Source organism: Bacillus sp. PK6-013, from assembly GCF_054161445.1.
The window spans coordinates 3,886,114-3,908,307 of sequence record NZ_CP096417.1 but is presented as its reverse complement, the minus strand read 5'-3'; the positions used below and the strand labels follow the sequence as shown (position 1 = coordinate 3,908,307).

Sequence of the window (22,194 nt, the reverse complement as noted above, 5' to 3'; positions counted from 1 at the left end):
ATACAACTTTATTATCGTAAAAATGATTTGAGAAATAAAGGGGAGATTAATAGGTTTTTCCTCCTGAAAAGCTGAATTTTAGTCTATCATATCGCCTTTTTTTAAAATTTTGCCGGTTCGTTTAGAAGGTTTTAGAGGTTCAAAATTTAAATTTCTCATATGGAAGAAAAACTTTCGAGCCCCCTTTATCAAGCTTTCCTGCGCGAATGATATGAAATACAAGACAGAAAAGGAGCTGACTGAGTTGCTTCGTAAGCTATTGAAGGCACTTCAAAACGGTAAAAACCGACGATACAGCAGCAGTGACTACGGACGGAAATCATACAAAAAATACAGCAGCAGCGATTATAAAAGAAAAGGTTACGGTCATCACCATTACAAAAGAAAGCATAAGAAATTTTTCGGCAGCAGCTAAATCGCGTGAAAACATTGATGAGATGGCTGTTTGACCGCCCGCTCAAAAAAGGAACCGTCTTGGAGGGGAGATATCGAATCAACCGTGTGCTCGGGATGGGCAGCTACGGTATCACATATCTTGCCGAAGAACTTGGGAGAGCCGGTTTCCGCGTCATCAAGCAGCAGAGAAAGACAAAAGCATGGACATCAGCCGGCCGGAGGTCTTTCAACCGCGAGGCTGAAATTTTGCGGGAATTGGATCTGCCTGCCGCGCCCCGTATATATGAGGTGCTTCAAGCGGCCGGCGAGCGGTTTATCGTAATGGAATATATCGAAGGAAAAACCTTTGAAGATTTGCTCTTTTATGATGGACATGTCTTTGATGAACAGCAAACGATCAGCATATTGAAGGAAGTGCTTCACAGCGTTTCATTTCTTCACAGGAGAGGGATTATTCACCGCGATTTGAGAATTCCCAATTTGATTGTGAGCGGAGGAACGATCCGCATTATAGATTTCGGACTGGCATGCCATCTGACTGAAAGAGAACGTGTTGATGACCGGCACCCGGAAAAAAGGCTGATGCGTGCTGTTTCCGTCAAAAGTGACTTTTATGCGCTGGGACATTTCGCATTGTTTCTCCTGTACTCCGAGTTAACTCCGTCCGGCGAGGAAGAAAAAAGCTGGGAAGAAGAACTCTGCCTATCGTCCGGGTTTACATCCGTTCTGAGGAAGATGTTGCAAATTGATCAGCCGTATGAGCGTGCAGAAGATATTATCGGCGACTTGACTTCCTGTACGGCGAAAAAGATGAAGCAGCCGTTTTAACGACAGCCCAGCGTGTCGACAAACCCTCGCAGTCGTTGTCAGGCCTGCTAAGTCGGTCTGACGAATAGAAGGAGGATCGGGAGGCTGACGTTCTGAGGCTCCTGCCTGAATACCGCGTCATTATATCCTGTGAAAGTCTTCTCCGATGCTCGGCCTTCCTAGACTGTAAGGGATGCGGGTCACGCTGAAAGGATGACAAAATCCCAAAACTAAAAGTCGTTTTGGGATTTTGTCAACGCGAGAAGATTAATTTTTGTCCCCATTTTCAATTTAAATCGTTTTCTCTTTTACTGCATTCCTCCTTTTGTTTCACCAGTATATACATATCGGTTAAGACGGAGACGTTTTGACAAGATGAACAAAAAACCCCGTTGTGAAAACGGGGTTTTAAACAATTTGAAAGCCTAAAGTTCCTCTGCTTTTTCGGCTTTTTTTGTTTCATACTGTTTTTGTTTATTTGCGATGTAGCTTCTAGCCTCTTGATGCATACGCTGTTTCAGTTTGTAGACTTCGCTGTTTTGATAGATATGTGAATTGTAGTTTAGCTGAGATGCATTTTTCCCTTTTCCTGTTGCGTCGATCAAGGCGGAGTAGTCGGACTGGATCATTTGCTGAATTTGCTCAGAGGCCGAGTATTCTCTTTTGAGCAGCCCGTCAAGATCCTCGACAGCTTTAATCGTGTCTTTTCTGTTTTGATTTGCAGCATCGAGCTGCTGTTTGATTTCATCGGAAGAGAATGGCTGTAGCGATATTAAATCATCAATCTGTCCTAAAATATTCGACAGTTCTTGTTGCTGTGCAGAGACCATGTTTTGAGAGTGAATGTGGACATTTGCAAGCTCCTGTTCAAGAAATTGAACATCAACGAATGTGTCCTCTGAAAGTCCGGCATTTTCGGCCGCAGCAGATACACCATTCAGAAACTGAATCTGCATATCAGCTAAATCCAGCCAGCCGTCTACGATCCCTGATTGGTCTCTGTAAAACGCTTTAATGGCATCAGCGCCTTTTCCTTGGAACTCATCAAGTTCTGTGACGCTGTTTAACGATTGTTTTAAGCTGACGAGCTGTTCTCTCAAGTTTTTATATTCATCAGATCTTTGCTTCATAGCTGATAATAGGGTTTCCGCTTCGTAGACTTTCATTGGAAATCTGCCCTTCCTGCGACTTATATAGTACAGAGTGTACCACTTTGTCACAGGGGATTGGGCAATAAATCCTGAATATCCATGAAAATGAATCTTTGTGATCAAATTTGTAAGCTCTTTAGGCTTTTTGTCGTGATAGGAGACTTTTGATTTAATAGTTAATTAGTCCCTTTTATGGCGGAGTTGTGTCGTCGGACTGAAGAAAAGCAGACAACTAAAAATGTGAAATACTGTGAACAACACAATTGAAAATGTGATGATATGGTATCTTAAAATTAAATATTAAATAAAAAAGACTCGGAATATTGTAATTAAACATAATTGACTACTTTCTCATGCTTGATTAGTATAATAGTAAAATATTTTTAAAAAAGGATATTTTTAAAAGGGGGGATCGGGATTGAATGAAGAAGGTTACCGGCTTGGAATTGATATTGGAGGAACTTTTACCGATCTTACATTGTTAAACCAGGCGGACGGGAGCATGACCGCAGTTAAAACGCCGACCGTTCCCGAAGATCCGGCCCAAGGGATCATCAACGGTTTGGCTCTCTTGAAGACCCAGGGTGTTCACCCTTCAGAAATTCATCACTTCGTACACGGCATGACAATCGGTTTGAACACATTATTACAACGCAAAGGGGCTGATATTGCTTTATTCGTAACCGAAGGTTTCCGTGATATTCTTTCGCTTCAACGCCTCCGGCTTCCGATACCGTACGATTTTAGATCGAGAATGCCGGAGCCCCTTATTCCCCGGAAAAACGTGTTTCCCATTCAAGAAAGAATGCTTTATGACGGCTCTGAAAAGCTGCCGCTCCATAAGGAAGAGATCGATGAGGCGGTTGGACAAGTTTTAAGAAAAGGATTAAAAGGAATCGTTGTTTCTTTTTTGCACAGCTATCGGAATCCGCTTCATGAACGCCAGGCTGCAGAACGGATCAGACAAATAGCACCTGAGCTTGAGGTTGCAACGTCTGCGGAGCTTTGGCCGCAAATGAGGGAATACGAACGGACGGTTATGGCCGTCGCAAACCTATACATCAAACCGAATGTCCATCACTACTTTCGAACGCTGAAAGAGAGGCTCGCCCTGGAAGGAATTTCAGCGCAGCCGTTTATCACCCAGTCTAACGGAGGACTGATGGACATTGAATCGGCTGCCGAGGCACCTGTCAAAACGCTTTTTTCCGGACCGGCAGCAGGGGTCATCGGTGCCATCAGAACGGCGGAAACCGCCGGAGAGGCGAATATCATCACATTTGATGTCGGAGGAACTAGCGCGGATATTTCGATTGTTGAAGAAGGGGAGCCGACTTTTACACAGTCAAATCAAATCTCTGGATTTCCGATTACGATTCCGTCTGTAGCGATGTATTCGATCGGTGCTGGCGGAGGGTCGGTGGCATGGATTGACAGCGGCGGTCTCTTGAAAGTAGGACCGGAGTCAGTTGGATCTGATCCGGGGCCGGCTTGTTACGGAAAAGGAACAAAGGCCGCACTTACAGATGCGTTTCTTATATGTCATTATTTAAATCCAAACCGGTTTGCATCAGGAAATATGAAACTGTACCGGGAAAGATCCGAAAAAGCGCTCCTCCCGGTTGCCGAATATTTAGGCACAGATGTGGAGCAGGCCGCGGATCAGATGATTCAGGTTGCGCTTGCCAATATGTACACGGAACTAAGCAATGTTATGGAGCAAAACGGGTTTGACCCGCGTGAATTCAGCCTCATGGCCTTTGGAGGCGCAGGACCGGTCACTGCTAATTTTTTAGCTGAGGAAATTCAGGCCAAAAATGTGCTGATCCCGCCGCATCCGGGAACCTTGTCCGCTTTGGGCGCACTGACGGCGGATTTTATTTATGATGCTGTATGTTCAAGACAGGTGCTGCTTGAACAAATAAAAACGGCCGAGTTAAAAGCGGAGTTTGTAAGGCTGCAAGAGCAAGCGGAAACATGGCTGCGGAAACAGCAGGCGGAGATGCTGCCGGAAACCTCTCTTCTTTACTTGCTTGATGCCCGTTATAAAGGTCAGGCATACGAAATTGAGCTCCTTGTTTCACCGGAATGCCTGGAAGGCAAAAGCACGAGTGAAATCGCGGACTCCTTTCACCTCTTACATGAAAAGCAATATGGACACAGCGATGAGAAAGCAAGCATTGAGTTGATGAATATACGCGTCCGCATCATAGGCAAGACACCGAAGCCGCCAGGCGGTAAAGGAGGCCGAAGTGATCTGCCCGAGGCTGAACCGGTCAGCCAAAGAAAGATCATCATAAAAGGCGGTACATATCAAACCGCTGTATACCAACGTTCAGATTTAAGTTGCGGTCAGAGAATAAATGGGCCGGCCATTGTTGAGCAAGATGATACAACGACGCTGATTTTGCCAAATTGGAGCGGAAAAACTGATCATGCCGGAAATTTGATCATTGAACGGAAGGAGAGCTGACCATGCGCACAGATCCTGCCCGGCTGGAAATGATGAGAAGCTACTTTAACGCGATAGCCGCGGGAATGGGACACGTTATTGAACGGACGTCCTTTACCACATTTGTAAAAGAGTCAGCTGATTTCGCTACTGCGCTTGCGACGCCGGAAGGGGAGTTTTTCGTTTATCCGAAAACGGTCGGCGTCACGATTTTTTTAGGCCTTTCATTAAAACGTATCATCGAAGAAAGCGGCCCATTTGAACCGGGAGACATTATCCTCACAAATGATCCCTATACAACGGACGGATTAGCGACCCACTTGCCTGATATACATGTAGTGAAGCCGATTTTCATGGAGGGCGAGGTCATCAGTTACGCGTGGTGTTTTGTCCATTGCAGCGATGTCGGCGGCCTTGTTCCGGCAAGCATTTCGCCGACAGCGACAGACATCCATCAGGAAGGCCTGAGGATACCGCCGGTGAGAATTTACAAAACGGGAAGAGAAAATCGCGATATATTGAATGTGCTGCGGGCAAACAGCAGGGTTCCCGACTTAAATGAAGGGGATATTCATGCGATGGTGGCCGCGGTCAATACGGCGGAGAACCGATTGACAGAGATGGTCGGCAAGTTTGGAAAAGAAGCGGTCCAACAAGGAATGGATGATTTGCTCGAACAAGCAGCGATGAGAGCCGGCCGGGTTATCAGCGGGATTCCGGAAGGCACATACAGTTTTTCAGACTATCTTGATGACGATATGATTTCTGACGTTCCGATCCGCTTGGCTGTTACGGCAAACGTCTCGGGAGGGGAAATCACATTGGACTTTTCAGACTGTGATCCCCAGGTGAAAACCGCATTTAACCTTGTCACTAATGGAAGCAAACATTCATTTCTATTTCAGGGCCTGATCAACTTTATCATAAGTGAAGACCCGTATATTCCGGTTAACGGGGGACTGACAAGGCCGATCAAAGTCATCGCTCCGAAAGGTACACTGGTTCATCCGGAATATCCAGCGGCCGTCGGAATTCGTCATTCGATTACGATGAGACTTTATAATGCCGTACTGGGCGCTTTGGCCAAGGCGCTTCCGAAAGCTGTGCCTGCAGCAGGCGCCGGTCAGTCAGCGATTGTCGTACTGTCGGTTCCCGGCGAATCAACGGGCGGCCGGAAGATGTCTGTGGTCGAACCGATGGGAGGCGGAGGAGGCGGCCAGCATGACATGGACGGAGCAGACGGTATTGACCATGCATCCGGATTTTTAAAAAATACGCCGATTGAAAGCCTTGAACAGCACATTGACATCCATGTCCGCCGCTATGAGCTGATTAAAGATACCGCCGGAGCCGGTTTTCACAGGGGCGGCCATGCAATCGGGCTGGAGTTTGAAGCGACGGCGCCAGAATCAATTGTGACCGCAAGAGGGATGGAGAGAATGCGATTTCATCCGTGGGGGCTCGCCGGGGGAACGGCAGGAGCGCTCGGACGGGTGCGTCTTTATCCGGAGCAGCCTCAGGAGAAAACGATTTCGAAGATCGACGTTCTAAAGCTCAACAAAGGGGATGTTATCAGCATTCATTCGCCTGGCGGCGGAGGCTGGGGAGATCCATACAGCCGGGAAGCTGAATCGATTTTGAGGGAAGTTGAATCGGGCTTGCTGAGCCCGGAAGCAGCATACCATCAATACGGCGCGGCTGTAAAAGAAAACGATGCAGGCTCATTCATTATTGATCTGGAAGAAACAGCTGAAATCAGAAAAAAGAAAGCAGGCGAACCTCGGAAACATTGGGATTTCGGGCTTGCTAGAGAAGAATACGAACGGTGCTGGACAGAGGAAGCCAGCAGCACATTGGCCCGGATTCTGCGACAGTTTCCGGCTCATCAAAGATCACATGTTAAACATCTAGTCCACCGTTATTTTTCAAAAGAACATAACGGTTCGATCAGCAAAGGCGATGTTGCGGCCGCTGTGGAAAAACTGGCTGGCAAAAATAACACGGGAATGGTGAGATGACAATGAAAAGTAAAATTTCTGCTTTATTTATTCTGTCTCTTGTAGCGGTGCTCCTTCTTTCGGGCTGCGGCGGAAAAGGTAGTCAGGAAAGCAAACAATCAGATACAGTCGTTATCGGCGTCTATGGAGGCGATTGGGAAAAACATATTAAGCCTAGCCTTGAATCTTTTGAAAAAGAAACAGGGCTGAAGGTCAAAGTCGTCGCAGGGACAGACTCTGAGTGGTTTACAAAGCTCAAAGCTGCAAATGGCAGAAATGCTCCGTATGATCTCTTAATCCTGCAGCCGGATACGATTCACAGGGCACAGTCGGCGGGATTACTGGCGCCGATTGATCAGGAAAAGGTTCCGAATGTCCGCGATCTGTATCATTCCGTTCAGAAACGCTTCACTGATGATGGAAAGCAGTATGCGGCCGGTTTCAGTATGGGGCAGCTCGGAATTGTCTACCGAAAGGACCTTGTACCGCAGGAGCCTAAACGCTGGACGGATCTTTGGAACAGCAGCTATAAAGGTCATGTGGCCATATCATCGCCGGCTTATTCGGCGGGACTTCAGTTTTTTGTAGGATTAATCAATGCCCAGGGCGGCCTGGAGTCAAATGGGAAAGACGTGGATAAAGCGTTCAACAGTTTGACGGATTTAAAGAACAACATAACAGCCTATCCCGATAATCCGGGCTCGATACAAACGCTTTTGGAACGCGGGGATGCATGGGTTGTCCCGTTTTGGGACGGACGCGCTTTTTCTTTGCAGGACGCCGGTCTTGACCTGGGATTTGCATATCCCGAGGAAGGTGCCGTCGCAGCAGTTGCAAGCTGGGCTTTGATGAAAGGAAGCCCTAATCAGGATAACGCATACAAGCTGTTAAATCACCTGCTCAGTCCAAAAGTGCAAGGAGATTTTGCCGATAGAACATTTTACGGCATGGCCAATAAAAAAGTGAAATACAGCGATAAATTAAAAGGAAAGATTAAAGTAGGGGAGGACTATTACAGGAATTTAAAATGGGTTGACTATGAAGTCGCGGCAAAAGATCTAGGCGATTGGACAAATCGCTGGAATCAAGTACTTGGCGGAAAATAGGTGACAAACATGAGCGCAATTCAGATTCAGCATGTCAGCCGGCATTTCGGAAACACCATCGCATTGGAAGACGTACAGCTTGAAGTCAAAGAAGGGGAATTTTTCTCTCTCCTCGGTCCGAGCGGCTGCGGAAAGTCAACGCTCCTTCATATCATTGCCGGGTTCCTTGAACCGACGTCAGGGTTTGTATATATAGGAGGAAGAGATGTAACTGATTTGCCGCCATACGACCGACATATTGGAATGGTTTTTCAGGATTATGCTTTATTCCCGCATCTCAGCGTATTTGACAATGTTGCATACGGATTGAAAGTTCGAAAATGGCCCCGCCGCAAGATTGAAGAACGGGTGATGGAAAGCCTCGCCCTTGTCAGGCTTGAAGCGTTTGCTAATCGCATGCCCCGTCAGCTGAGCGGGGGCCAGCAGCAGCGGGTGGCGATTGCCCGGGCATTGGCGATTCAGCCGTCTGTGCTATTGCTAGACGAGCCGCTGAGCAACTTGGATGCGAAACTTCGAAAAGAAATGCAGACGGAGCTGCGCAGCATCCAAAAGCGCGTCGGCATTACAACGATTTTAGTGACGCACGATCAGGAGGAGGCTTTAAGCTTATCAGACAGAATTGGAATCCTCGGCTGCGGCAGGCTTCAGCAGCTCGGCACTCCGTTGGACGTGTACCGCACGCCTGCTAATCAATTTGTCGCCGAATTTATCGGACAGGTCAATTTGCTGAAAGCGCGTGCGTCGGAGATACAGCCTTCATCAGGCGTTTATGGCTATGAAGCGGTCGATTTTGAAATATATGAAGGTGTTCCGCTGACTTTTGAAATCAGCCGGAATCTCTTAAAAAAATCCTCTGTATTGTTCATGGTGCGGCCCGAGAGAATCTCAGTCTCTTTCGAGAAGCAGAAGAACAGGCTGATTGAAATGCCTGCAACGATAACGGAAGTCAGTTATGCCGGGCATGCTCTCAGGCTGAAAGCCGCTGTTTTCAAAGGAGAATGGATCATTCAGGCGCCCGATCCTCAATTTCCAAGATTGCCGAAGGCGGGGGATCAAGTGTATCTTTCTTTGGATCCGGACGATTTTGTTCCGCTCGATGTAAAGGAGGATGCAGATGGGTGCTCTTGAACAAAAACGGTTTTATTGGGTTTTGCTTGTTCCCGTCCTTTTATTTCTCGGCGTTTTTCTCGTGTTGCCGCTTGTTCTGCTGCTGTTATTAAGTTTCAGAGACGTGGACGCTATGATGAATACGCTCGATACGTACAGTTTTTCTCAATATGTCGAAGTGTTCTCTTCGGACATTTATTTGAAAACAATCGGTATAACGCTTTGGACGGCGTTGAAGACCACTGTATTATGCCTTGTGATGGCGTATCCGGCAGCATATTTACTCGTTAAGGCGCCGACCGGCAGGCTGCGGGCTTTGTTTTATATATTGCTTGTTTCTCCTTTACTGACCAGTGTTGTCATTCGGACGTTTTCCTGGATTGTGCTGCTTTCGCAAAACGGGATCGTCAATGAGGCGCTTATCAGCTTGAAGCTGATTGAAAAGCCCCTGCCGCTTTTATGGAATATGAACGCCGTCATCATCGCATATGTCCAGGTTATGCTGCCGTTTGCTGTGCTGCCGCTTGCCGGTTCTTTAAGCGAAATGAAACCGGATCTTAAATTTGCTTCGATGAGCCTTGGAGCGGGGAGGCTGCGGACATTTTTTTTCGTGACCTTGCCGATGACGGTTCCAGGACTGCTGACAGGAGCAATGATCGTGTTTTCGCTTTCGGCCGGAAGCTATATTACGCCTCTTCTCGTCGGCGGAAGGATGCAGCCGCTGCTGCCGTTATCAATCTATCAGCAGGTCATGCAAGTCTTTCATCTTCCTCTTGCAGCAGCTATGTCGATTACTTTATTAGCCGTTGTCAGCGTGGTTATTGGAATCCTTGGCTTTTTCCAAAAGCGTTGGGAGGCGAGAATAAATGGGTAGACGATTGCGCCGTCTGTCTGGGGGAAAGTGGATTGATGTGTGCGTTTGGGCGGCGGGTTTATTGGTATACCTTTTTTTGGCGCTGCCTGTATTTGTGATTATACTGTCGGCTTTCAGCCCGGACGAATATCCGAAGTTCCCGCCATCCGGCGTCTCGCTGCGCTGGTTTGCCGGAGTTTTCAGCAGCAGCGGCTGGATGGAATCGATTTGGGTCAGCGGTATGCTGCTTCTCGTTGTAACGCCTCTTGCGGTGATCCTCGGAACAGTTGCAGCCTATGCATTGGCGCGGCTGAACTTTCCTGGAAAACAGGGGATTCAAGCTTTTATTTTATCGCCGTTGATGATTCCTCAAATCGCATTAGGCGTGTCATTTCTCTATTTATTGACAATGCTTGGGGTAAACGGCACATTTGCCGGCCTGGCTGCCGGGCATATGCTGATCAGCCTTCCGTATGTCTTACGGACGGTCGGGGTCAGCATGGCGAACATGGATCCGAAGCTTGAACTGGCATCCATGAATCTCGGCGCAGGTCCATGGTATACCTTTTTTCATGTTACCTTGCCGCTCATTAAACCGGGAATCATTGCGGGAGCCGTTTTTGCCGCTGTGACGTCATTCGGGGAAGTATCAATCAGTCTGTTTGTTTCTTCACCTGCTGTCACGCCTGTACCGGTGCGAACGTTCAGCTATATTGACCAGACGTTTGATCCGAGTGTTAATGCGATTTCGGTTATTTTTATCACAGTTTCAGTGATCGCGCTGATCATCATCGAGCGGACGATCGGGCTTTCAAAAACCGTGTAGCAGGCGAAACTCAGCCTGCTTTTTTGTATGGAACACCGAAAGTATTTCAAGATACCGTTTAGGAGGAGACAGTTCAGTGATTTTCCGTTCTGCTTCAATGTTTTCGCAAGCTGTTTGTTTTTTCTCGTCAGTTTAAACGGCTGGGTAAAAGAAACGTTTTATTTGAATAAACATTGTAAAAGAAAACGCCTAAGCCTTAACGGATTTTCATGATTTATTCATGAAGTTAAGGCTGTTTTTTTAATATTTTAATATATTCTTTATCTAGGATTTGGAATTTTTTGCGGAATTAAGCGGTTTTTTTCGTTTTCCCGCATATTTTTTTGTCAATTTCGGTATCACGCATTAACATTCATGGATAACATTCGGCATCCCGCATGAAACTTTTCACCTATTTTTCGGTGAAAAAAACAAAATTTTCATTTAAAGTGAACTGTGAGCAGAAAATGAATTTATAGCAATAAAAGCAGATAAAGGCAAACCTGCGGAAACGCAGGGACGCAAAGCCATGGCCTAAGGTACTGACGGTGCTACGGTTGACAGGTTGCCGAATAAACAGGGAGTTCGCCCGTTTTTATTCGGGTGGACTCTTTTCTTTTTTATTTCCAAAATAATGTTTTATTGGAAATGACAAATCTGTGACAGCGTTTTTCGCTCATCGCAATACCGCAACATTGCATTGCGGCTTGGCTGTTCGCATCGTCATACATAGCAAAAGATAAAGGAGGAATAAAAAATGGGAAACACATGTTACCCGCTGACACATGCTCAAAGGAGAATTTGGTACACTGAAAAGTTCTATCCCGGCACAAGTGTTTCAAATTTGAGCGGTTTTGGAAAATTAAAATCTGCCTCCGGAATCGATTCCGGGTTATTGACTGAAGCCATTCGCCAGTTTGTCCGTACAAATGAAACCATGCGATTCAGACTGTTGTTTGAAGGAGGGGATGAGCCGAAGCAATATATAGCGGAAGACGAACCTTTCCGGATTGAATATTTCGACGCTTCAGAAATCGGAGGAGCGGACGGCGTTCTTAAATGGGGACAAGCTGAGGCGCGCCGACCCCTGCCTTTGTATGAAAGTCCGCTGTTTAAATTTGCCGTCGTTCGCATCAGTGAGGAAGAAAGCTGGTTTTTTGCAAAAGTTCATCATATGATTTCCGATGGTATTTCGATGACGATCTTGGGCAACCGCATTACAGACATTTATTTGAAGCTTGCTAAAGGGGAAACCGGCCTCGAACCTGTTCAGTCATCATTTACGGAACATATTCAGAGTGAGTTGGAGTATGAAAATTCGAAGCGGTTCCAGAAGGATAAAGCATATTGGAACGCACAATATGAAGTGATTCCGGAGCCCGTATCGTTAAAGGCGAGCGATACGTATCAGATCCAATTGAATGCAGCCCGCTTTTCAAAAGAGATTTCCCCTGTCCTGTATAAAAAAATTCAAACGTATTGTAAGGAACACAACATAAGTGTGCTCTCCCTGTTCTTATCCATTTTGCACATTTATATGCACCGGATAACCGGACAAAAAGACGTCGTTCTCGGAACATTTATGGGTAACCGGACAAATGCAAAAGAAAAACAGATGCTCGGGATGTTCGTATCGACGATTCCAATGAAAGCCTCCATTGATGTACACCAGGACTTTAGTGCATTTGTGCAGGAAAGAATGAAAGATCAGCTGAAGATCATTCGGCATCAAAAGTATCCGTACAATCTGCTGATTAATGATTTGCGGGAAAGACAGCCGCATGTCAGCAAATTGTTCGCCGTCTCACTGGAATATCAAGTTATGCAATGGCAGAGGAAAGAAACGTTGTCATTTCTTACTGAGCCGATTTTCAGCGGCAGTGAAGTAAACGATATTTCCATTCACGTGAAAGAGAGATGGGATACCGGGACGCTTGCGATTGATTTTGATTACAGGGAGGAGCTTTTCACCTGTGAAGAAATGGCCGTTTTATATGAACGGCTGATGACGCTGCTTGAAGATGCCTTGTTGTTTCCGCAAAAAACAATCGCTGAACTGGAGATTGTTCCCGCATTTGAAAAAGAGCAGCTGTTAAAGCGTGCATCAAGCCAAACCATCGCATATGACAAGAACATGACCCTGCACGGTTTATTCGAACAAAAAGCAGCCGATCATCCCGAAAAAACCGCCGTTGTATATGAGGGACAAAAACTTTCGTACCGTGAGCTGAATGAACAATCGAATCGTCTGGCAAGGGCGCTTCGAAGAAGAGGCATCGGGCCTGACGCTCCGGCTGCGATAGTGATGGAGCGGTCAGAGCGGGTTATTACGGCGATGCTGGGCGTTTTGAAAGCCGGCGGAGCTTATGTACCGATCGATCCCGGATTTCCGGAAGAAAGAATTCGCTTTATGCTGGAGGATTCAAAGGTCAAAGTGGTTATCACAGACAGCGGGCTGACTTTTGAAACGGCCGAAACTGTGCGGTTCAGCGAAGCGCTTTCTGAATCGCTGGAAAACGGTCATCCGTCTTCAGAGGCAGGCGCCGGGCACCTTGCATATATCATTTATACTTCCGGGACAACGGGCCGTCCAAAAGGCGTCATGATTGAACACAGGCAGGTCCACCACCTTGTAAGAGGGCTTCAGCAGGCCGTTGGTGCATATGATCAGGATGATTTGAAGCTGGCACTTCTGGCTCCGTTTCATTTTGACGCTTCCGTTCAGCAGATTTTTACGTCTCTATTGCTTGGCCAAACGTTGTACATCGTACCGAAAAAGACGGTTTCCGACGGACGCGCTTTATCGGATTATTACCGCCGCCATCAAATCGATGTGACAGACGGTACGCCGGCTCATTTGCAGCTTTTGTCTGCTGCCGATGATCTTTCAGGTGTCAAACTGAGGCATATGCTTGTTGGAGGAGAGGCATTATCAAGGGTCGCAACGGAAAGGCTGCTTCAATTATTTGCAGAAACAGCTGAATCCGTGCCTGATGTAACGAATGTTTACGGCCCGACTGAAACTTGTGTGGATGCTTCTTCTTTTACGATGACAAACCACGCAGATCTTCAAGGCGATACGGCCTATGTCCCGATCGGCAGACCGATTGGAAACAACCGTTTTTATATTTTGGATGAAAACGGTGCACTCCTTCCTGATGGTGTCGAAGGGGAATTGTATATTGCAGGAGACGGAGTCGGCCGAGGCTATTTGAACTTACCTGACATGACCGCAGACAAGTTCTTGGAAGACCCGTTTGTCCCCGGAGGTTTCATGTATCGAACAGGGGATGCAGTACGTTGGCTTCCTGACGGTACGGTTGATTTCATCGGCCGAAAAGACGATCAAGTGAAAATCCGCGGCTACCGGATCGAGCTTGGCGAGATAGAGTCGGTGCTGCAAGGAGCCCCTGCTGTCGGAAAAGCAGTTGTCCTCGCGCGGCCCGAAACCGGCGGCAGCCTTGAGGTTTGCGCTTATGTCGTGCCAAAACAAAGCGGGGAAATTCACCTTCAGGGGCTGAGGGAGCATTTATCCAAGCATCTGCCTGACTATATGATACCTTCCCACTTTGTCGAGCTTGATGAAATACCGCTGACGGGAAGCGGCAAAGTCGACCGGAAAGCGCTGCTTTGCCATGAAGTCTCTGTCAGCGGGACTGCAGAGTATGCGGCACCGAGAAATGAATATGAAGAAAAAATGGTGGGTATATGGCAGGAAGTGCTCGGAACTGAACAAGTCGGAATCCACGACCAGTTTTTTGAACTGGGCGGCCATTCTCTCAAAGCGATGGCCATGCTGGCAAAAATTCATAAAGCTTTCGGTGTCGAGGTTCCGTTGCAAGTCCTGTTCGAAAAACCGACAGTGGCGGCGTTAAGCGGCTTTGTTTCTGAAGCGGAGAAAGACGGATTCACGGTTATTGAACCTGCGCCGGAAAGTGACGATTATCCTCTCTCATTGGCGCAGCAGCGAATTTATATCGTCAGCCAGCTGGAGGATGCCGGAGTCGGCTACAATATGCCGGCCGCGGCGATGCTTGAGGGCACCCTTGATGTTCAGCGCCTTGAAGCTGCTTTTCAAAAACTGATTGATAGGCATGAGGCGCTGCGCACTTCGTTTACAGTTGTCGATGGCGAGCCGAGACAGAACATTCATCAAAGGGTTCAGTTCAAGATTGAGAAGGTTAAAGCAGATGGGAAGCCGATCGAACAAATGGCGAAATCTTTTGTCCGCCGCTTTGATCTCGCCAAAGCTCCGCTGATGAGAGCAGGTCTCGTCCGTCTCGCAGACGGCAGACATGTGCTGTTGTTCGATATGCATCATCTTGTGTCTGACGGCGTATCGATTTCGATCATATTGAATGAGCTGGCCGCACTGTATAAAGGGGAAGAACTGCCGGAGCCGAATTTGCATTACAAAGATTATGCTTTCTGGCAAAGGACGCAAGCACAAAAAGGTTTTCAAAAAGAAGAGGCTTATTGGCAAAGCGTGTTCGCCGGCGAGCTTCCCGTACTGCAGCTGATAACGGATGAGCCGAGGCCGTCTGTTCAAAGCTTTGAAGGAGACAGGGTATCCGCAGTCCTGCCAAAAGACATGAAAGAAAAATTAGCCGTGCTGGCAGAGCAAAACGGCGCGACATTGTATATGGTCATGCTGGCCGCATACAACATGCTGCTAGCAAAGTACTCCGGGCAGGAAGATGTGATCGTCGGAACGCCGGCGGCCGGCCGCAGACATTCCGATCTGGAAGGAATCATCGGCATGTTTGTCAATACGCTGGCGATCCGTTCAAAAGTGGAGTCGGGCAGAACGTTCAGAGACTTCCTGCATGATGTAAAGAAAACGGTAATCGACGCTTTTGAGCATCAGGAATATCCGTTTGAGCGGCTTGCGGAAAAGGTTGGTGCATCGCGCGATTTAAGCCGTCATCCCGTCTTTGACACGATGTTTATTTTGCAAAATGCATGGGAAGACATTCCGATGCTCGGCGATTTGCACCTCTCGATTTATGAAACGAACTTCAATATTGCAAAGTTCGACCTAACGCTGCAGGCGAAAGAAGAGCAGGGAGAATTGATTCTCGATTTGGATTACAGTACGAAGCTGTTTAAAAAAGATACGGCAGAAAGGATGCTGAAAGCATATTTGCACCTTCTGGAGGGCATGACGGCTGATCCGCTGCGCAGAATCGGCGAGTACAGCCTTTTGACAGAAGAGGAAACGAATCGTCAGCTCGTCGCGTTCAACCCCGCGGCAAGCGATTATCCGAGGGAGAAAACGATCGTTCAGCTATTTGAGGAACAGGCGGCGGAAAGAGGCGGACATCCCGCCCTGCAATTTGAAGACAAAGTATGGTCATACGGTGAGCTCAATCGGAAAGCGAACCAATTGGCGAGGCGCCTCCGCGAAAGAGGTGTGCAGCCCGGCACGACGGCAGCCATTCTCACCGCCAGGTCGGCTGAAATGGTCATCGGCATTCTCGCTGTGCTGAAAGCCGGCGCTGCTTATGTGCCGATCGATCCGGATCATCCTGAAAAACGTGTGCAACATTTCTTCGAGGACAGCGGAGCGGCGGTTCTTTTAACGCAAAAGGCGATGAAGCCGCTCGCTGAGGCGGCTGAATTTGGCGGCGACATTCTATTTCTTGAGGATGAACACCTTTATCTGGGAGATGCGTCTGATTTGCGCCTTCCGATTTCACCGGAAGCAATGGCCAATCTAACGTATACATCCGGAACGACTGGGACGCCTAAGGGCAATATGGTTTCTCACCGGAATATATTGCGTACGGTAAAAAACACAAATTACTTGGATGTGATGACATCCGATATCGTTCTTTCAATTTCAAATTACGTGTTTGATGCCTTTATGTTTGATGTGTTCGGTTCATTGCTGAACGGCGCCAAGCTGGTGATAGCTCCAAAAGACACGATTCTTGATATGAGCCGGCTCGCACATGTACTTGAAAAAGAAAAGGTTACCGTCTTAATGATCACGACCGCATTATTCAATCTGCTGACAGACATGCGGCCGGACAGTTTGAAGGGACTCCGCAGGGTTCTGTTCGGCGGCGAACGTGCATCTGTCGATCATGTCAGAAGAGCTCTGAACACAGTTGGCAAAGGACGGCTGCTTCATATGTACGGCCCGTCTGAGAGCACTGTCTTTACAACCTATTATCCAGTCAACGAAGTGCCGGACGATGCGCAGGCTATACCGATCGGAAAGCCTGTCAGCAATACGGAGGTTCTGATTCTTGATTCATTCGGCAATGTACAGCCGGCAGGGGTTGCGGGAGAATTGTGCGTCGGCGGAGACGGCCTTGTCCGCGGCTATTTTAACCGCCCGGAACTGACGGCTGAAAAGTTTACGGAACATCCGTTCAAAACCGGTGAGAAGATTTACCGGACGGGCGATATGGCGAGATGGCTTGCCGACGGATGTCTCGAATTTATCGGACGGATTGATCATCAGGTCAAAATTCGCGGACAGAGGATCGAGCTGGGCGAAATCGAGCACCATCTCCTCACACATGAAATGGTTCAGGAAGCCGCTGTTCTTGCTGTTGACACCGGGAAGAGAGATCAAATGATCTGTGCTTACTTTACGGCCGATCAGGAGCTTTCTAGTGAAGAGCTTCGCCGATATGCGGCAGAAGGTCTGCCGGGCTACATGATCCCGTCCGTGTTTATGCAGCTGCAGGAGCTTCCGCTCACAGGCAATGGAAAGGTCGACAGAAGGGCGCTGCCTGAGCCGGATGTCACGCAGGCCGCGCAAAAGGAATATACGGCGCCAAGGAGCCGAACAGAAGCACAGCTTACCGATCTTTGGCAGGAGGTGCTCAATGTACCGAAAATCGGTGTGCATGACAATTTCTTTGAACTTGGCGGACACTCTTTAATCGGAATGACGCTCATTGCCCGTATCCAGCAAGAGATGAATGTTGATCTGCAGCTGAAAGATTTGTTCCAGGCGCCGACAATCGAAACCCTGGCGCAGGCTGCGGAAAAAACTGAGAAAAAATCAGCCGTTTATATTGAAGCGGCGCCGGATCAGGAAACGTACCCGGTATCTTCGGCGCAAAAACGGCTGTACGTCCTACAGCAGATCGAAGGCGCTGAGAAAAGCTATCACATGCCGGCCGTTCTCCAGCTTGAAGGGAAGCTTGATTTGAAGCGCCTCGAGTCTGCCGCGCAAATGCTGATCAAGCGCCATGAAGCATTCCGCACGACATTTGAAATCAAGGGCGGCGAACCTGTTCAGCGGATTTGGGAAGCTGCGGAATTGACCATTGATGTCATCGATGCAGATGAACAAGAAGCGGAAAAGCTGATTAAAGAATTCATCAGGCCGTTTGATTTAACAAAAGCCCCGTTATTTAGAATGAGCATCATACGTTTCACGGGAGAAAAACATCTTTTGCTTGTGGATATGCATCATATCATTTCAGACGGCGCTTCTGTCAGCGTCCTGATCGATGAAATGACAAAGCTTTATGCGGGAGAGGCGCTTGAACCGCTGAGGATTCAGTATAAAGACTTTTCTGTATGGCAGCAGCATCTGCTGACAGAACGGCACAAAGTGCAGGAGGAATACTGGCTCAAGGAGCTGGCCGGCGAGCTGCCTGTTTTGACGCTTCCGGCAGACTATCCGCGTCCTTCTATTCAAACGTTTGAAGGAAGCCGTCTCAGCTTTGCGCTGAAACCGGAGCTTGTCCAGCAGCTGAGAAAACTGGCCAAGGAAACGGACAGCACTTTATACATGGTGCTCGCTGCCTCATACAGCGCGCTTTTATCCAAACTGAGCGGACAGAGCGAGGTCATTGTCGGCTCTCCGGCTGCCGGGCGGCCGCATACTGATTTGAGCCGGATCATCGGCATGTTTGTCAATACGCTTGCAATAAGAACGCGTCCTGAAGGAGACAAGCCGTTTTCTGCATTCCTTGAGGAAGTGAAAGAAACGACGCTCGGCGCGTTTGAGCATCAAGATTACCCGTTTGAAGAACTCATCGAGAAGCTGAACATCCAGCGCGACATGAGCCGAAACCCATTGTTTGATGCCGTCTTTTCAATGCGAAATGCTGATTTGAAGGACTTGTCAATGGAAGGGATCACACTCAAGCCGTATGATTTTGCCCATCAGACTGCGAAGTTTGACCTGACGCTGACAGCGGCGGAAGAGGACGGACTTCTCGTTTTTGAAATGGAATACAATACAGCTCTCTTTAAGCATGAATCGCTCGAGCGCTGGCGCGGGTACTGGGTCAATCTGCTCGAAGCGGTTGCCGAAAACCCGGATGCCCGCCTTTCAGAGCTTTCGCTTCTGGATGAAGCGGAAAAACGGCGGATCGTTCAAAATTGGAATGAGACGAAGCTTGATGTGCCGGAGGACAAAACGGTCCATGAGCTGTTCGAAGCGCAAGTTCTCCGCACGCCTGACCGTGGGGCAGCGGTGTACAACGGCGTGAAGTGGACGTATAAAGAGCTGAACGCACGGGCGAACCGTCTGGCCCGGCTGCTGATCGAAAAAGGGGCCCGTCCTGAACAGCGGATCGGGATCATGGTCAAGCCTTCGCTTGAAATGGCCGCTGGCGTGCTCGCGATTTTGAAAGCGGGAGCGGCCTATGTGCCGATCGATCCTAGCTATCCGGCTGAACGGATCGGATACGTGCTGAAAGACAGTTGCGCAGAGCTGCTTCTGACGGAAACAAACTTAGCCGCACCTGAAGAATTCAGCGGTGAAACACTTCTTCTCGATTCGATGCTGAGCGAAGAAATCACAAAAGACGATGAGGTGAACCCACAGGCAGGTACACAGTCTGACAACCTGGCCTACTTGATCTACACATCGGGCACGACCGGCCAGCCGAAAGGCGTCATGGTCGAACACCGGTCGCTCGTAAACTTGTGTTATTGGCATAATGACGCCTTTAAGGTCACCGAACACGACAAAAGCGCGAAATATGCCGGCTTCGGCTTTGACGCTTCCGTCTGGGAGATGTTCCCGTACTGGATCGCCGGAGCGGAGCTTCACATCATTGATGAAGCGATCCGAATGGATATTACGCGCTTAAATCAATACTTTGAAGAGAACAAAATAACGATCACGTTCCTGCCGACACAGCTGTGCGAACAGTTCATGGAGCTGGACAACCAGTCGCTGCGCGTGCTGCTTACGGGAGGAGATAAGCTGAAACGGATCGCAAAACGCTCCTACACGCTCGTCAACAACTATGGACCGACGGAAAACACGGTCGTCGCGACGAGCACGGCGATTGATCCTGATGAAGGAATGCTTTCAATCGGAAAGCCGATCGCCAATACGCGGGCGTATGTGCTAGGACAAAACAACGAAGTCCAGCCCGTCGGTGTCGCGGGTGAGCTGTGCATCGCCGGCCGCGGGCTTGCGCGCGGCTATCTGAACAAGCCAGAGGAAACGGCGAAGCGTTTTACGGAAGACCCGTTTGTGCCGGGCGAGCGCATGTACCGGACGGGGGACGCGGTCAAATGGCTGGAAGACGGACGGCTTGAGTACATCGGCCGAATCGACCAGCAGGTGAAAATCCGCGGCTTCCGGATCGAACTTTCTGAAATCGAAGTCCAGCTCGCGCGGCTCTCTGAAGTGCAGGAAGCCGTCGTCACCGACATCGAAGACGCCTGCGGCAACAAAGCGCTGTGCGGCTATGTCGTTGCGAATGAACAGCTTGATACAGAAAGCCTCGCCCGGAAGCTGGCGCAGACGCTCCCGGACTATATGGTACCGTCATTCTGGGTGCAGCTTAAAGAGCTTCCGGTTACGGCGAACGGAAAAGTCGACCGAAGGGCGCTGCCTCAGCCTGACGTCGAAGCGCAGACAGCCGAATACAAAGCGCCGCTTACAGAAACGGAACAGCTGTTGGCGGACATTTGGCAGGAGGTTCTCGGTATAGACCGAATCGGGATCACAGACAATTTTTTCGCGCTCGGCGGGGACTCGATCAAAGGAATTCAAATGGCAAGCCGGCTTCAGCAGCACGGGTGGAAGCTGGAGATGAAGGACTTGTTTCAGCACCCGACGATCGGAGAGCTGAGTGCTTATGTTCAAGCGGCTGACGATCAGCCGATCGATCAGAACCCTGTCGAAGGCGAAGTCACATTGACGCCGATTCAGCGCTGGTTCTTTGAACGCAAATTTACGAACGAGCATCACTGGAATCAGTCGGTCATGCTTCACGCTTTAACGGGATTCGACCCGGAAACGGCAGGCAAGGCTTTAAGCAAGCTGATCGAACATCATGACGCACTTCGCATGGTTTATCAACGAAATGGAGACGGGATTGTTCAGTACAACAGAGGGCTGGAAGAAACAGCGGTTCGCCCTGAAGTCATCCGCTTCAATGAATCGGGCGCTGAACTTGAAGCTGCCGTGTTGAAGGCATCAAACCGGATTCAAAGCAGTATCGATTTAACCGAAGGCCCGCTTTTGAAAGCGGCGATCTTTAAAACGGATCAAGGCGATCATCTTCTCATAGTTATTCATCATCTCGTTGTGGACGGAATCTCATGGAGAATCCTCCTTGAGGATTTCGCCGCCGGGTACGCCCAGGCTGAAAAAGGGGAGCCGATTATTCTTCAAGACAAGACGCACTCTTTTGCTGAATATGCGGCTCGCCTGGAAGAATATGCAGGGTCAAAAGCTTTCGCAAAAGAAATCGGCTATTGGCAGGAAATCGAACAGGCGGAGACGGCAGCGCTCCCGAAAGACGATGAAGCAGAGGACAAGCGGATGCGCCATACGAAAACGGCTGAGTTTTCCCTCTCAAAAGAAGAAACGGAACAGTTGATGACAAAAGTTCATGAAGCATATAACACGGAAATGAACGACATTTTGCTTACGGCGTTGGGCTTGGCGCTGAAAGAGTGGACGGGGCAGGAAGACTTTATCATCTGCTTAGAGGGACACGGCAGGGAGGACATCATAGACGGCTTGAATATTTCCCGGACGGTCGGCTGGTTTACAAGCCAGTTCCCGGCGCTGATTCAAATGCGCCATTCAGGGGATATCGGCTATCAAATCAAACAGATCAAAGAAGAATTGCGCCACATTCCGAATAAAGGAATCGGCTATGGCATTTATCGTTATTTGACCGAAGAAGGCAAAAAGGCGAAGCCGATCAAGCATGATATCAGCTTCAACTATTTGGGCCAGTTTACAGAGATGGCGGATTCGGGTCTGTTCACGAGATCCATCTTGCCATCCGGCGATCCGCTCAGCCCGGAAACGGAAAAACCGAATGCGCTGGACATCGTCGGCTATATCGAAGACGGCATTTTGACAATGTCAATCGCTTATCATTCACTCGAATATAAAGAAAGCACCGTCGCCGCTGTCGCCGCAAGCTTTAAAACTTATTTGCTGCAATTGATCGATCATTGCTTAGAGCGGGATGGGGGCGAACTGACCCCGAGCGATCTTGGAGATGACGAACTCACGCTTGAAGAATTAGATAAACTGATGGAGATTTTCTAACAAAAAAACGAGGT

At 48.6% G+C, this 22,194-nt stretch carries 10 protein-coding genes and 1 riboswitch; of the genes, 9 read left to right on the top strand and 1 reads right to left on the bottom strand.

Annotation, left to right across the window (positions count from 1 at the left end; genetic code table 11):
* The first annotated feature begins 244 nt into the window (after window positions 1-244).
* Together M1E03_RS19600 and M1E03_RS19595 are read left to right on the top strand one after the other, a co-directional pair.
* A complete protein-coding gene (locus tag M1E03_RS19600) occupies window positions 245-415 on the top strand; it encodes a hypothetical protein (protein WP_023855671.1) in 171 nt (56 codons plus the stop codon).
* A gap of 5 nt (window positions 416-420) precedes the next feature.
* Window positions 421-1,224, top strand: coding sequence for a serine/threonine protein kinase (locus tag M1E03_RS19595; RefSeq protein WP_458110571.1), 804 nt, complete (start codon window positions 421-423; stop codon window positions 1,222-1,224).
* 404 nt (window positions 1,225-1,628) lie between these two features.
* Here the strand turns inward: M1E03_RS19595 and M1E03_RS19590 are convergent, their stop codons facing one another.
* Window positions 1,629-2,369, bottom strand: coding sequence for a ribonuclease YeeF family protein (locus M1E03_RS19590; protein ID WP_212110314.1), 741 nt, complete (start codon window positions 2,367-2,369; stop codon window positions 1,629-1,631).
* A gap of 403 nt (window positions 2,370-2,772) precedes the next feature.
* Here M1E03_RS19590 and M1E03_RS19585 point away from each other — a divergent pair, with 403 nt between their 5' ends.
* The 7 genes from M1E03_RS19585 to licA all read left to right on the top strand — a co-directional run bounded on the left by M1E03_RS19585 (window position 2,773) and on the right by licA (window position 22,180).
* A complete protein-coding gene (locus M1E03_RS19585) occupies window positions 2,773-4,827 on the top strand; it encodes a hydantoinase/oxoprolinase family protein (RefSeq protein WP_020450099.1) in 2,055 nt (684 codons plus the stop codon).
* Between the two features lie 2 nt (window positions 4,828-4,829).
* Window positions 4,830-6,824, top strand: coding sequence for a hydantoinase B/oxoprolinase family protein (locus M1E03_RS19580; protein WP_035337268.1), 1,995 nt, complete (start codon window positions 4,830-4,832; stop codon window positions 6,822-6,824).
* A complete protein-coding gene (locus tag M1E03_RS19575) occupies window positions 6,821-7,909 on the top strand; it encodes an ABC transporter substrate-binding protein (RefSeq protein ID WP_020450101.1) in 1,089 nt (362 codons plus the stop codon). The genes M1E03_RS19580 and M1E03_RS19575 overlap by 4 nt, the downstream gene beginning before the upstream one ends.
* A gap of 9 nt (window positions 7,910-7,918) precedes the next feature.
* On the top strand, window positions 7,919-9,037 hold the full coding sequence (locus M1E03_RS19570) for an ABC transporter ATP-binding protein (RefSeq protein WP_026580514.1): 1,119 nt from the start codon (window positions 7,919-7,921) through the stop codon (window positions 9,035-9,037).
* On the top strand, window positions 9,024-9,890 hold the full coding sequence (locus M1E03_RS19565; RefSeq protein WP_025810784.1) for an ABC transporter permease: 867 nt from the start codon (window positions 9,024-9,026) through the stop codon (window positions 9,888-9,890). Before M1E03_RS19570 ends, M1E03_RS19565 begins: the two co-directional genes overlap by 14 nt.
* On the top strand, window positions 9,883-10,695 hold the full coding sequence (locus tag M1E03_RS19560) for an ABC transporter permease (protein WP_095292869.1): 813 nt from the start codon (window positions 9,883-9,885) through the stop codon (window positions 10,693-10,695). The genes M1E03_RS19565 and M1E03_RS19560 overlap by 8 nt, the downstream gene beginning before the upstream one ends.
* A 465-nt stretch (window positions 10,696-11,160) precedes the next feature.
* Window positions 11,161-11,247, top strand: a riboswitch (cyclic di-GMP riboswitch).
* Window positions 11,248-11,431: 184 nt separating this feature from the next.
* Window positions 11,432-22,180: a lichenysin non-ribosomal peptide synthetase LicA gene (gene licA, locus M1E03_RS19555; protein WP_458110570.1), complete on the top strand. Its 10,749-nt coding sequence runs from the start codon at window positions 11,432-11,434 to the stop codon at window positions 22,178-22,180.
* The last annotated feature ends 14 nt before the right edge of the window (window positions 22,181-22,194 follow it).